The organism is Azospirillum brasilense (assembly GCF_008365405.1).
GTDB classification, from domain to species: domain Bacteria; phylum Pseudomonadota; class Alphaproteobacteria; order Azospirillales; family Azospirillaceae; genus Azospirillum; species Azospirillum brasilense_D.
Genome location: NZ_QOKV01000029.1, coordinates 25413 through 38441 on the forward strand (window position 1 = coordinate 25413; position 13029 = coordinate 38441).

General features: G+C 64.7%; 14 protein-coding genes. 7 read left to right on the forward strand and 7 right to left on the reverse strand.

The window, feature by feature from the left end; translation table 11 throughout:
- The first annotated feature begins 255 nt into the window (after positions 1 to 255).
- Entirely contained in the window at positions 256 to 687 is a 432-nt protein-coding gene (locus tag DS837_RS28235; RefSeq protein WP_149167774.1) for a transposase, read from the forward strand.
- 422 nt (positions 688 to 1109) lie between these two features.
- On the opposite strand, the gene DS837_RS28240 is transcribed toward DS837_RS28235, so the two are convergent.
- Both DS837_RS28240 and DS837_RS28245 read right to left on the reverse strand, forming a co-directional pair.
- Positions 1110 to 2459, reverse strand: a complete 1350-nt coding sequence (locus DS837_RS28240) for a tyrosine-type recombinase/integrase (RefSeq protein ID WP_149167775.1) — start codon at positions 2457 to 2459, stop codon at positions 1110 to 1112.
- Positions 2459 to 3490 (reverse strand): hypothetical protein, encoded by a 1032-nt coding sequence (locus DS837_RS28245; protein WP_149167776.1) that lies wholly within the window; start codon positions 3488 to 3490, stop codon positions 2459 to 2461. The genes DS837_RS28240 and DS837_RS28245 overlap by 1 nt, the downstream gene beginning before the upstream one ends.
- Before the next feature lie 460 nt (positions 3491 to 3950).
- Here DS837_RS28245 and DS837_RS28250 point away from each other — a divergent pair, with 460 nt between their 5' ends.
- The 4 genes from DS837_RS28250 to DS837_RS28265 all read left to right on the forward strand — a co-directional run bounded on the left by DS837_RS28250 (position 3951) and on the right by DS837_RS28265 (position 7942).
- Complete coding sequence (locus DS837_RS28250; RefSeq protein ID WP_149167777.1) at positions 3951 to 4415, forward strand: hypothetical protein; 465 nt, start codon at positions 3951 to 3953, stop codon at positions 4413 to 4415.
- On the forward strand, positions 4415 to 5854 hold the full coding sequence (locus tag DS837_RS28255; protein ID WP_149167778.1) for a hypothetical protein: 1440 nt from the start codon (positions 4415 to 4417) through the stop codon (positions 5852 to 5854). Before DS837_RS28250 ends, DS837_RS28255 begins: the two co-directional genes overlap by 1 nt.
- Positions 5855 to 6046: 192 nt before the next feature.
- A complete protein-coding gene (locus tag DS837_RS28260; protein ID WP_149167779.1) occupies positions 6047 to 7273 on the forward strand; it encodes a hypothetical protein in 1227 nt (408 codons plus the stop codon).
- Positions 7274 to 7432: 159 nt separating this feature from the next.
- Positions 7433 to 7942, forward strand: a complete 510-nt coding sequence (locus DS837_RS28265; protein WP_149167780.1) for a hypothetical protein — start codon at positions 7433 to 7435, stop codon at positions 7940 to 7942.
- A gap of 42 nt (positions 7943 to 7984) precedes the next feature.
- Here the strand turns inward: DS837_RS28265 and DS837_RS28270 are convergent, their stop codons facing one another.
- The 4 genes from DS837_RS28270 to DS837_RS28280 form a co-directional block, all read right to left on the reverse strand.
- The gene (locus tag DS837_RS28270; protein ID WP_149167781.1) at positions 7985 to 8410 is read right to left on the reverse strand and encodes a Ros/MucR family transcriptional regulator; all 426 of its coding nucleotides are present in this window, start codon (positions 8408 to 8410) and stop codon (positions 7985 to 7987) included.
- 80 nt (positions 8411 to 8490) lie between these two features.
- Positions 8491 to 8622, reverse strand: a complete 132-nt coding sequence (locus DS837_RS33160; protein WP_282187592.1) for a hypothetical protein — start codon at positions 8620 to 8622, stop codon at positions 8491 to 8493.
- Between the two features lie 155 nt (positions 8623 to 8777).
- Positions 8778 to 9659, reverse strand: coding sequence for a hypothetical protein (locus tag DS837_RS28275; protein ID WP_149167782.1), 882 nt, complete (start codon positions 9657 to 9659; stop codon positions 8778 to 8780).
- 129 nt (positions 9660 to 9788) lie between these two features.
- A complete protein-coding gene (locus tag DS837_RS28280) occupies positions 9789 to 10136 on the reverse strand; it encodes a hypothetical protein (protein WP_149167783.1) in 348 nt (115 codons plus the stop codon).
- 21 nt (positions 10137 to 10157) lie between these two features.
- Here DS837_RS28280 and DS837_RS28285 point away from each other — a divergent pair, with 21 nt between their 5' ends.
- Complete coding sequence (locus DS837_RS28285) at positions 10158 to 10610, forward strand: hypothetical protein (RefSeq protein ID WP_149167784.1); 453 nt, start codon at positions 10158 to 10160, stop codon at positions 10608 to 10610.
- A gap of 111 nt (positions 10611 to 10721) precedes the next feature.
- Here DS837_RS28285 and DS837_RS28290 read toward each other — a convergent pair whose 3' ends face one another.
- A complete protein-coding gene (locus DS837_RS28290) occupies positions 10722 to 11423 on the reverse strand; it encodes a hypothetical protein (RefSeq protein WP_149167785.1) in 702 nt (233 codons plus the stop codon).
- Positions 11424 to 11603: 180 nt separating this feature from the next.
- Between DS837_RS28290 and DS837_RS28295 the strand changes: the two genes are divergently transcribed.
- Positions 11604 to 12650, forward strand: coding sequence for a site-specific integrase (locus DS837_RS28295; protein WP_149167786.1), 1047 nt, complete (start codon positions 11604 to 11606; stop codon positions 12648 to 12650).
- Positions 12651 to 13029: the final 379 nt, after the last annotated feature.

The window sequence follows — 13029 nt, forward strand, 5'->3', positions numbered from 1 at the left end:
CAGCCGCCGAGGCCAAGGATCCATTGGACCAAAATCCGCTGATTGCCTTGACGGGTAAGCACTCCGCAGCCGGTCAGCGCTACCACGACTGGGCCCGGTTGCGCTTGTTCCGCTTGCAGGAACCGCTGTGGGATCCACTGGCGGCTGATCCGCCGCAACCGCAAGGACCACGCCGACAAGGCCTACCGGGTACGGATCCGGCATGCCTGCGAGGATCTGGCGCTCTGGCGTGCCCGGCTTCTCACCATCGACACGATGATCGAGGCGTTGCTCGAAGACCATCAGGTCGCCCGTCTGCTGACCTCCATCGAAGGGATCGGCACGACGACAGCGGCCCGGTTGGTGGCCGAACTCGACGATCCCGCACGGTTCCGCTCGCCGGAAGCATTGGCCTCCTACATCGGGCTGGTGCCGGCCCTCAAACACTCTGGCAAGCAGACGCCGAAGCGGGCGGGGCTGTCGCCGATCGGCAAGGCGGCCTTGCGGCGGGCGCTGTGGATGCCGACAGTTCACGCGGTGCACGCCAGCCCCTGGCTGCGCGTCTTCTATGAGGGCCTGCGCGCCCGCGGCAAGCCGGGCAAGGTCGCGCTGATCGCCGCGATGCGCAAGCTGATGGTCGCCATCTGGACCGTCGCCAAACAGCGGCGCACCTGGTCGCCCTCACCCCCTCAGGAGACGACCGCCTGAATCCCAGCGGTCGGTCGTCCCGACCGACCCATGCCGAACCATCGCCGGGCCGGACGGCGCGGGGCAAGGCCGCAGCCGCCGCAGGCGGGGGCGCGTCAGCGCCAGCCTTGACCCGAGGCGGCCGGTCTGGCCCTCAACCCGCTTTTCCGCTTCACAAAGGGCACGGTATCTATGGCGTGACCCCGGATTCGGCGCCCACTTGCCGCTGCACGCCGTCATGAAACCCGTGTCACAGACTATGCTCCACAAACGTCCAGGGGCAGTTGTGTGACCGATTTTCGGGGACGGCTCGGGGTGAACGGCGCCTTGGGGGGCTGGGACCGGTCGCTCTTTGAGCTTTACGCAGTTTTGGTTACCGCCGCCCGTAATGGCAAAAAACCCGGCTTGCTCATGGCAAAATCCCCAGGCGTTCAGCGCACCGTTCACTCCCCGCCGTGCTTCTTCTTCCAGCGCCGCGCCACCGCGTTGCGCCCCGCCAGCAGCCGCTCGCCGTAGCGCAGCACCATGCGCGGCGTGTCCCAGCCGCCGGCCTGGGCGACCCCGGCGATGTCCTCGCCGTCGCCCAGGAGGTCCTGGGTCACGCCGACCCGGATGCTGTGGCCCGAGAATCGGTGCAGGATGCCGGCCTCGGCGGCGCGGGTGTTCAGGATCGCCACAGCCGCGACGGTGGAGAGGGGGGACACCCCACCGCGATGGATGCTGACGAACAGCGCGTCGGCCGCTTCCAGCTCGTCGGCGGTGCCCGTGCGCACGCCCTTGGCCGCACCTCGCTCGGCCGCCGTGGCGACGACCCGGTGGCATTCCGGCCGCCAGGCATCGAGAGCGGCCATAGTATCGGGCGAGAGCCAAGCGATCTTGCCCGCTTTGGCTTGGTCCGTCTTGGACTTCCGAACTAGCAGCGTGCCGCTGCCATCCGCATCCCGGCCGAGGTCCTCCCAGCGCAGCGCGACCAGTTCCGACACCCGTCGCATACTGTCGTGCCAGACGTGAATGAGCGCGCGGTCCCGCAGGGCGTAGGTGAGCGCGGTGCGCTCGGCCGCGATCTTCGCCGCCACCTCGGCCGCACGGGCGGCGCCGGTGGTCAGGGACGACAGACGCCCGTGACTCTCCTGGAGGTCGTCGATGATCCCTTGGTGCTCGGCAATCCGAGCGTCCAGGGAAGTCACGATTTTCTCGAAATCCGGTTCGTTCAGCGCACGTGCCTGTTTCTGGCGAGCACCGCGTTCCCGCGTGTGCGCCTCGCGCGCCAGCTTGGAGTGGTCGTGCTTCGTGGGATCCTCGAAACCGGCTGCACGGTGCGCCGTGGCGATGGCCCACAGGTGCTGCTGGAGCGAGGCGGGCTTCAGCGGTTTCGGGGGCAACCAGACACTCTCAGGGCGCTTCGGCGGCTTCGCCCGGCACGTCCGATTCTCCTGGGCGGCCTTGCGCTGCAGGACCTCGTACCGCTCCTTTAAGCGGGTGTACCGCGCCACCGATCGGGGATCCGGACGACGCCAACGCCCGTAACCGCGATAGCCGACCTCCTCGATGTAGGCCTCCACCGTCTCCGGCGTCGCCGGCAGCCAGACGTGGCCGCGCTCCGAACACCACAGGGCGAACAAGCGAATGCCGTCGAGCATGGCGCGCACCGTGCGCGGCGCCTTGGCGCGCGCGTAGCGTTTGCCGTAGGCGGCCAGCTGCTCGCGCACCTCGGCGGGCAGGTCTGGATCATCCTGGATCGCGGCGATGGGATCGTCGGAGATCGCGGTGGGGAGGAGGATGTCGTCGCTCATCAGGCCACTTTTTCCAGTGTTGGCGCCAGGATGGCCCCGCGAGGCCCCCTCATGTACGGCTCGTTCCAGATCAGCTTGCGGTCCATACGGCCGGTGCCATGAGGCTGCCAGCGGAAATGGCCATCCACCTCAACTCTCTTGTCCAGACGCCAACCAGCGTGTCCGGCCATTCCCGGCACCACGTTAGGACGTCCGAAACGGTCGGCCGGCGGCGACAGACGCACGACCTTGAAGATCGTCCGGGTTTTCTGGAGTTGCTGACGCTTGCGGCTGACCGACAGAGTCTGTGGCGTGATCGACGGCAGGGGTTCCTGGCACGCCTGAGGGACCGACAGACGGTACAGGACGACGAGTTTGACGAACTCGGCGAGACGATCGCGGAGGTGGTCGTCAGGCACGTCGGTGGCGTTGTCCGACCCGATCGGGCCGGCGTCCGGACCAAAGATCGTCCAGTACAGATAGCTGGTGACCCGGTTGCTTCCTGGCGAGGTCAGGATCACCAGCGCGCGAATGTTCGCGCTCTCTGGGACGGGCTGCGTGAAGATGGCGCGCACCTGGGTCGTCGCGCTCAGCAGCAGGGCGCGATGGGGCAGGTCGATGTAGCCGGTCGCCCGCGCCAGGTCCGGCATATGGTCCTCGGTGTCCGGTGCCCTCGCGCCGGCGAGGGCCGCCACCAGATCCGGCGACACCTGCAGAGCCGTTGTCATCAGGTGGGGGGTGCCGCCTGCCGCCAGGCGCTCCGCTTCGGTCTGCAGGAACGGGCCGGTCATTGCGACGATGACGGCATCGATCGGGGCGACGCGGGGAGTGAAGCTCGCCATGCCTCCCTCACCGGGCAGGGCAGCCGCGATGATAGCGTTCATCAAGCGCATGGCCGCAACGCTGTCGCCGCGGTGGATTCCGAGATCGATCCGGAAGCGGGCTTCCAGGTCGGCGTCGCTGTACTGATCGAGCCCGTACGCGCCGACGCGCTTGGCGTCGAGCAGTCGGTCGAAGGCCCCCGAGACAAAATGATCAAGCCATGTGGTCATAAGCGCTCCGCGGATGAGTTGGCGTTTGGGGTCGCCATACATCTGCGCGCTGAAACCGGACTCCGGCTTGTCGTCGTGGCGGTCCGGACGCGGGCCATTCCGCGCTGCGCCGTGCGCCGCCAGGAGCAGGAGGCGGCAGGCTTGCGGGAACTGTAAGGGTCGGGCGTCCGGCGGACGGCAACGGGGTGGCAACGGCGGTCCTTGCGGTGACGTGTCCGGCGCACCGGTAGCGCCGGCGGCAGCGTGCCCTGCCCTTCCCTCAAATTCAAGCTTCATCTAAGGTCCATTAGACGAACCTTCGACATGATAGCCTGGCAATTCGTTCGTACTGACGGCGGACAACTCAGCCTTGTATGCAGGATCGTTTAATGTCAGTGTGTTACGGTCGGCTTTACAAGCCGATCAGGAGCGTGCGGACGCGCGCACATGACGGACAGGATCAACCGAGGAAACTCCCATCATGTACGTCACCTGCTATGACACCGAGGAGAACTACCCGGTGCACCGGGTCCATTCGTTCCGTCAGGCCGACGCCGAGACGTATCGCGTCGTCCTGGACAACGGCCAGGAGATCAACGTGGCGCTGGCCAGCATGGCGCGCGCGTTTGGCGCGCGTGTGCCGGCGCCTCCCGGAACGCACTTGGTCGAAATGCCTGCCGAACCGTGTGAGACCTTCGACTTGGGGCTGGGCAAGGATCCAATGTTCGCGATCATCGATTTCGATGGTCAGTTCTTCGTGCAGACGTACGTGGACCCGATGCTGACGTGGCCGAACGCGATCCAGAGCGTCATCGTTCTGCCGGACGGCAGCGTTATGCAGTGGGGATTCCGCAGCGCGGACACCTATCAAGACTGGGAAACTCAAGCCCGGAAGCTGTTCAGCCAGCGAAAAGAAGCACTGGCCGCGCCCACCGGGAGCTGCTGATGATCCCCGCGCGCCATATCCCCGACATCCTCGCGGCGGAACGGGCCTTAGCGCGGCTCGACGCGCTCGCGGGCGGCCATGCCGCCCGCGCGCTGCGTCAGCGTCGTGACGCCGCAAGGCGTCATTGCCTGGGTCTCGTAAAGCTGGGAGGACAGCTCCTCGACCCGGCCGACCTGGATCTGGCCCTGGTGGATCCCGATGTCGTTGATCCGCCACGACGGGCCGTCGCGCGTCTCGGCGCAGGCCTCTGCAGCCTGTTGTCCGACCTTCAGGACGGTCTGGAGCCCCGGAAAACGGGCCTGGACACCGACCTGCTGCAGGACCGGCGGATTTCCACCAGGGCCATTCGGCAGATCGTGGACTCCGCCGAGCTCGATAGGGACGCCAAGCGGATCGCGGACGAAATCCTGGGGGACGGAACGGCCGCCGTCGCCAGGGTGCACCGCGCGGGCGGCAAGCTGTCGTCCGATCAGCGTCAGGACATCGCCGCGATCCTCGCTGCAACCCGCGCCTCGACCCAAGCCCTGCTCGAAGCCGATCTGGCGCTGCGCGACGAGGCCCAGGACTTGGATTGTTCAGGTTCACCGAAAATCGCACAGCGAATTCCGGCATGGTCCCCGGCATGGGTGGCCGAGGCCTACGCGCGGTGGACCGAGGTGCAGATCGGCGTGCGGCCGGATGAGCTGGACGGCGAAGCCATGGCCATCATTGAGGAAGCCCTGCACATCATCGACCAGGCGCTCGTTCTTGATCCAGGGCTGACCGGCGTCGCCCGCGCGCTGCACCGGCTGCAGTTCGTCGAAGAACTGCCGGAGGCGTCCCTGCCGATCTCGGCGCCGGGGCTGAACGCCGATCCGGACTGGGTCCGGCGTTTCCGCGCGCTGACCGCCGGCAAGCGTGCAGCCTGGTGGCCGAGCTTTGCCAAGCTGGTTGCCCCGGCCCTGCTCGCGCGCGCCTGCGGCCTGCGGTCGCTGTGGCTGCCCGTCGCCGCCGCTTGGGCCGACGATGTGGCGGCTTTTCGTGTCGGACTGAAAATGTCCGAGGACGACTGGGTCGGCACCCTGGCCCGGATGGTCGTCACGGCAGGAAGTCGGGAGGAAGACCGGTGGGGATCGCTGGATCGTCGTCGGCAGCGGTGGGACGAAGCCATCGCCACCGTGCGACGGCCTCGGAAAGCACCAGCCGCGGATCCCTATGAGCGGCCGAAGGGGCGGCGGCGGGACGTGCCGGCGAAGCCTCGTGCCAGGCGAGGCAACAGCGGCCTGCCAAGGCTGCTGAACCTGTTAGACGAGGTGCCGGTGGTCAACGTCAAGCTCGTGGCCCGGAAGCTCGGCATCGCTCTGCGCACGGCGCAGGATCATATCGACGAACTGGTGCGGGCTGGGGTGTTGCGCTCCGCCGTGGATCGGACACGGGATCGGATGTGGCGAATCGATTGAGGCAACTAGAGACATTTAAATTTTCGAGTGATATAATGTTATCAACCTGTTCTAAAAAGATAAGCGTGTGCAAAAAATACCATTTGAGCGAGCGCTTTGAGGTGGCGATCCAAACTTTCTTCCCATACACTCCTGACACTAAAACAGGAGCAAAGTAATATGTTATATGCTAAGTACCTAGCAGCCCTCTCAATGGTCGTCATCCTCAGCGCCTGTCAAACCACGAAGGACTACTCTGCTGAACGCCTGTCGAATGCAGAGGAAATGATAAAATCCGGCAGGGATCGTGATGCATACAACATCATAAGCGGTTTTTCTGATGTAAGCAATGAATACGGAAGCCGCGCCCGTGCCATCATCGAGAAAAACCCGGCATTCAAAGAAAAATACCCGCAGTTTTTGAAAGCCGAATTCACCGAAGCTTATTCACCTGGGCGCTTGGCTGTGTTGCGCAACGGCACAACCGATATGCGTGCCCGAGGACTGATCACTGCCGAACAGGAGCAGGAACTTCGGGCATATGCCGACCAACTGGCGTCCGATGGCAATCGGTCTGGAAAGCTCGCTTTTGATTATTCCGATAGCGTACAGGTTTTCCCTTCTCTAGGGACACCTGAAGCGCAGTCGTTAATTTTTAAGCGGTCACTGGAAAAGCTTACCAGCAGCAACTACCCGAACAGTGCCTTGGTCAAAGGAGTGTTTGACCAAGCCCGGACCAGCGGTCCAAAGTCTCCAGAAGCGGCTATGGTTCTGGCGGCCCTTCCGTCGATGAAGCTCAGCGCAGAGGAAGTACGGCAGCACGTCGCCTCCGTATTCCCCGAGCAAGCGAAGAAGCTGCTGGCCGACCGCTCCATAACCGTTCGCTTGGTCACCGAGCCGGATGATCGGCTGCTCTTTGAGGATCTGGCGACCAAGGTGCGCGCAATTTCCTCGAATCTTACGCTCGTTACCGGAGGTGACGCGACCGTGACCGTCACCGTCAAGAAGCTCCAATGGGAAGAACGGCGTGACCCCGAGCGGACGCAGCCGGTGGTCTACTCACAGGGGGACGTGAACCTGCTGGCTGCCGCTCTGCTTATGCCGCGCAATGCCAGCTACCAGTATGACCTGACAACAGGTGGGGTGGAACTGGCCTACGCTTTCGAGGTCAAGGCAACCGGTAAGGGCATCCAGCCTTACGACAACTTGCTGCGCGACAAGGTTTCCCGTTCCTGGCGCTCCTGCTCAAACGCTCGCATTCAGAACGTGTTTGGCGGCGTGCAACGCGCGGACTTCGTCGCAAACGATCACATGCAGCAGACCTGCAGCGGTGGTGGTGTGCCGGTTAGTGCCGACAGCTTGCGCAACAATGTCCTGGATGACGTTGTTCGCTCTATCAAGCGAATTCCTGCGATCGAGCGGGTTGCGTCATTGCGCTAAATAGGGATTGAGGGTGTGGGCGCCTTGGGCCCCGCCCACACCCTCAATCCAATCTTTGTAAAAGCGTGCCCTCTCTATGGACAGGACTGAATCGGGTGACCACGTCCGGCCACGCTGCTCCGACGGTCGGGAGTAATACAGGCGCCGGGCTTCTTTGCCGTGCGCCAGTTGCTCCCCTCGCGCGCCGCAGCGGCTGCACCGAAACGGCAAGTCTCCCGGCTTGGTATGGCTGGCGCAACGCTTGGCAACATCCAACGGGTCAAGCTCGACGTAGTGGCCGCACGACAGGCACAGGACGGCAAGCGGAATGCCGTGGCGAAAGTGGTCGGAGACCGTCTCGACTCGTTTGAAGCCCACCGCCCTCCCCTCCCCTGCTGCGCCGATTTCGTACCGGAAATGTTCTCCTTTTTTCCAGGTGCGTCCAGCGTAGGCTGGACGGCAGAATGGAGGATCGGGATGGTCGAGTGGCTGACCGGTGTGGGGGCGTATCAGCGAGCCTACGCGGGCCAGCATGTCGCCACGGCCTGGCTCGACGAGGCTTTGGTGACCTGGTGTTGGTCGGTGGAATCCGTGGATCGACATGTCGGCAGCGGCACGGCTGACACTGAGGAAGCCGGCAAGGACGCCGCCATGCGGATGCTGATCAAGGCGGCGGGACGGAGTGCATGAGCCACCCGGCGCCGGTCGGCGCCGGGTGGCTCATGTCGCGCATCACGCGCTCTTGCCCTTCGCTTTCCCGCGGCCGGCACTCCGCCCCAGGCCGATTTGCTTGGCCAGATCTGAGCGCTGCGCCGCGTAGTTCGGCGCGACCATCGGATACTCCGGCGGCAGGCCCCACTTGGCGCGATACTCCTCCGGCGTCAGGCCGTAGGTGCTCTGCAGGTGGCGCTTCAGCATCTTCAGTTGCTTGCCGTCCTCCAGGCAGACGATGTAGTCCGGCGTCACCGACTTCCTGATCGGCACCGCCGGGATGAGCCGCTCGGCGGCCGGCTGCGGCGCTTGGCCCAGGGCGGCGAACGCCGCGTAGACGGCGTTGATCACCGACGGAACGTCTTGCAGCGAAACGTTGTTGTTTTCAAAATATGCCGCAGAAATGGTTGCGGTCAACGCAGTAAGATCGGGGGCTTTGTCGGTCACGGAATTCACCAAGGGTGGTCTTTGGTTGGACCGTAGTCTCTCTTCTCTGAAGAAAACCTGAAAAACCGCACAGCACTGGATTAAAACAGGTCCATCTGAACGATGCCGCCGCGTTCGGCATGTTGTTTGGCCACGGCCACCGCTTCCTCCTGCGCGGCCTTCATGGTGCGCGCCACGCCGTCGCCGATGCGATGATCGACCACCAGATCCATTGATCGGGTCCACGCCACGTCACGGACATGGTGCAGCCGTAGGCTTGGCCGGCGAGCTGGCGGACGAACCAAGAGGGCGCATTGATGTTCATCGCGGATTCCTCGGGTTAGACGGTGAAGCAATGAGAGCTGACGGGCGGACGTGTTTTACCACATCACCGCGTCTGTTCGGGCGCCGCCGGGCTGTTCGAGTAGGTGCCGAGGTGCGCCAGCGGATGGCGCTCGGTGACGATCAGGCCCCACACGCGGCTGCGCTCACGCAGCGTCAGGATCGGTGGCCGGTCGGGGAGGTGGAGGTACGTGTAGATCCACTCCGGGTCGTCGAGCGCTGGGATCTCGGCCCGGTCCGCGCCGGGGCGTTCCGCACGACCATCCCGCTGCGGCGGCGCGATCGGCCGCTCAGGCAACTGGAAGGCGTCATCGGCGATCCGACCGAGAAACCGGGCGATCCGGTCGCGCACCATGTCCCTGCCATCGCGGGTGACCACCGGCAGATCGATCGGCAACACGTTGGCCATCTCGGGCGTCAGGCCCTCGGGAATACCGACGTTGCGGGTGAAGAACCAGAGTGAGGGAGTCTCGAAGCTGCGCGTCACCAAGTCGGCCTGACGTCGATGGTCCTCCGGCAGCCGACGCGTCTGCAGCAGGATGACCGCTGTGCGGCCGTCACGCTCGCACTCCACCCTTTTCGGAATGCGGCTCCCCTCACGCTGCGTCTCGCGCCAGCCGACGCGCTGGATCGCCCAGCGGATCACTGCCATCAGCTCGTCGCGGTCCGCGGGTTCGGCCGCGGCGCCGTCCCGATCAGCCCCCTCCCCTGCCCCGCCGGCGTGCTCGACCATGTCGCACAGCGTGCCGGGGCGATGCCGGAAATACAGGGTCTCGCCACGCGCCACGAGGTCCAGTTCCTCGCCGCAGCAGGGCAGCGTCAGCGCGACCTCGCCGCGGCGGTGGGATTGACGGAGGCCCTCCCACTGGTCGGGCTCAAAATCAAAGGACCAGATCATCCGGTCGTTGAGATAGGCGGTAAACGGCATGGCGGCGGCCCTGGTGATGAGAGGTCGTGGTCATCACCTGCGCGCGGGAAAGGCTGGGAAATCGGGAATTTCTTGAGAATTTGGGAAACCCGAGAGCCCGGCGGTCGATTTTGGGCCTGCGGCCGCGCCTCAGGAAATCTCAGCTTCACTGCTCGCCAACAGATCGCGGAGTAGTTCCTCTGCTCGGTCACGGGCGGCCGGCTCCGGAGTGCGGCTCCAGTCCTCCCAGAAAGCCATGATGCGTTCATGCTCATCCAGAACTCGGACCTTCGCCGGACCAATGCGCCACGGGCCATCTCCGGAAATGGAACCCTCCACGATGTGGAGGGGATGGCTGGTAGCTCCCATGCTCCAGCCGTCCTGCGCAAACGCTGAACGGCTGTCGTCAATGACCAAGGCAGCGACAATCCGAGTACCACCGACCGGATGCTCGATGACAAGCGGCAGTTGCTTGCGGTACGCCTCGCTCAAGCTCATTACCTTCCTCCGGGGGTCGCAGTGGACGTCAACCGCATATACGAATCCGTCGTGTACTTGTATCTCACCGCGGCCAAGAGGCTCTTCGTCAATCCGCAATTTCCGCTATTGGTGGACGGGCGCGAGTTCGTCCCAGACTTTGTTGCGTTGGACCCCATGGAAAAGCGGGTCTGGCTCGTGGAGGTCTCGTGGGCGAAAAGCGGCGACAAGATCCTGAAAAAGTGCAGGGACTATGCCCGGCACGAGGCGCAGATTCGTGAGCAGCTGGGCGCGGGATGCCCACCGGATTGGAAGATTGGTCTTTGGCTGTTCCTCAAGAGCGAGACGGCCGCGGCGGTGTCGTCCAAAACGTTCAGCCTTGGAGACATGACGCCGCGCGTTGAGACGCTGGAGAAGGCCGTAGCCGTCTGGGAGTGGTCGCAGGTTAAGCCGGCGGCAGAAGAGCCGCACCGCCTCATCGCCGAGCCGGTTTGACTGCTGCCAACACAACCGAGCATCCGGACATGAGAAGAGGCCCACGGATCGACCGCGGGCCTCTTCTCATGGGGTTTTGGTTTTTGCGTTTCCTCCCGTTTCCCCATTTTTTCATGCGGCCAGAGACTGCATCCACTCGTCGGCGTCGTCACCCCATGGCATGTGCTCGATGATGGCTTCTCGGATGGTCGTGCGAATTTCGAGGTCATGGTCGCCCGGCAGCAGGCCCTCGACCCGCAGCATGACTTGCGCCTCAAGTTCCATGTGGACCGGGTGCTGAGTGATGCCATGCAGCGCCTCGTGGCCACCCTTCGCCAGTTCCGCCAGCTCGGCCTGGTGGTTCTCCAGCACGGCGTGGGCCATGGACTTCGCCAGTTCGGGGGTGTCCAGCCATTCCCGCTTGAACCGGCTGTCCTTGACGATTTCCGGATTTTCCCGGACGGCCAGGCGGATCAGCGGGTCGATTCTGACCTCGGGCGACCGGCCGTAACCCAGGTCGCAGGACCGCTGGAAGGTGGCCGTGGCTTCGGCGGGCGCGATGGACTTCAAACCCTTAATGGACACGAGGGCTTTCCGCTCCTCGGCTAGGTCTTCGGGGCGGCTCGCCGCGATGGAGAAGAGACGCTCGCCGGCGGAGAGCTTGCCGCGGGACAGCGCCACCAAGGCCTTACGATACGACGGGAAATCCGTGCTGCCGACGGTCTGGGCCACCCGAAGATCGGCGCGGAGGGCACCCTGCGCGCTGCGGGTCAGCGCGACGGCGTTGTTGGCGGTGACGGTTGGGGCGGCGGGCTTGACGGCGGTGAGGCGCATGGTCGGGGTCCTTCGGGTTCGGGGCGATCTCTCGATCTGCGGTCTTGAGAGTGACGATACCCCCGGATCCCCGAACCTTGGCGGCCACCGGCCGGGACGGTCCCGGCCTGCGCGCATGTGATGGACGTAGCCTCGCTTTCACCGCCGGCGGGCTATACCTGAGCGTCCAAGAGGTGATCCATGACTCCGCGCCAGCCCGATCCACCGACCGCCGAAACCATCGCGCAATACGCCGCGCTGGTGGAGCGCATGCGTCGCTTGACCGGGCGCGCGGCCGGGATGGACATCGATCAGGTCACCGAAGAGGACATGGTTGAGTGGCTGATCGGCGCGGCCAAGACCTACACCAAGCGCACCTACCGCCTCTACAAGGCCGCTCTGCTCCACCATTTCGACAAGGTCGCCCCCTCCCCTGCCGCTCGGGAAGCGCGGGATCGCCTGGCCGCGATCTCGGATGCCATCGCGCTGAAACACTCCGCTCGGGTCGCCACGAAGAAGAAAAGCGCGCCTGTTGCGGACCTGGAGAAGCTCGGGGAATACATGCTGCGCCGGCGTATCGGGGCAAAACCAGGCGATCCGAACAGCGGCATTCCAGCGAGCGACATCACAGCCAATCGCTTGGCCTTTCGGTGGCTGATGGCCGGTCAGGCGACCGGCCTGCGCCCGAGCGAGTGGCTTACCGCGAAGATTGACAGTCCTGATGGACGACCGTGGCTGGTCGTGAACAACGCCAAAAACACCCAGGGCCGGACGTTTGGTCCGACGCGCTGCCTCGACCTCAGTTCGCTCCCAGCCAATCGAATCCAAATCCTGCGAGACCTGATTGAAGAGCTGCAGGGATACCAACGGGAAGGGCAGTTCGAGACCGTCATGACAGACTGCCGCAAGGCGCTGTGGCGTGCCAACCGGGCGATCTGGCCGCACCGCAAGCGACACATCACGCTTTACAGCGGTCGTCACCAGTTTTCGGCAAACGCCAAATCCAAGATGAGTAAGGAGGAGGTGGCGGCCCTGCTCGGCCACCGCAGCACCCGCACGGCCGCGCTGCACTACGGTTACGCCAGTGATGCGCTCGATCGTCTTTTCCTTCCGGTGCCGTTGGAGGAAAACGTCGAGAAGGTCCGAGCGCTGAACGCCGGAAAAGAGCCTGCCAACCCCTGGCGTGGTCGCCAGGCGAAGAGCGGCGACGCCGGCGACGAGAGCCGCAATACCAAAGGCACGTCGTAGGCGCCCTCATCCTCTTTCCGTCTCGGTCCCCTCCCCTGCCCTTTTCCCGAACGCGGACATTTCCCCGGTCGCTCAAGGCCGCAGGGCCTGGTGACTACGTTGGTGCGACCATGCGCGCTCAGCGCCGCGCGCGCGGGCTTTGGCCTTGGTCAGTGAGCGCTGCAGGTGTTGCTGGCGCGTCGGCGCTCGCGGGCCACGCGGGCATGGCTGCGCGCGTCAGGTGGGCCCCCTGCCCCTGCCAGAAACCGGGCGCCCAAAAAGAATGAGCCCCGGCAACCAGAGAGGCGCCGGGGCGAGGTGTCTTCATCGAAACGCGCGTTGGAGAACGCTCAACAACAGATGCGCACGGAATTTGGAGGACACGTCGCTTCGGCGCTTG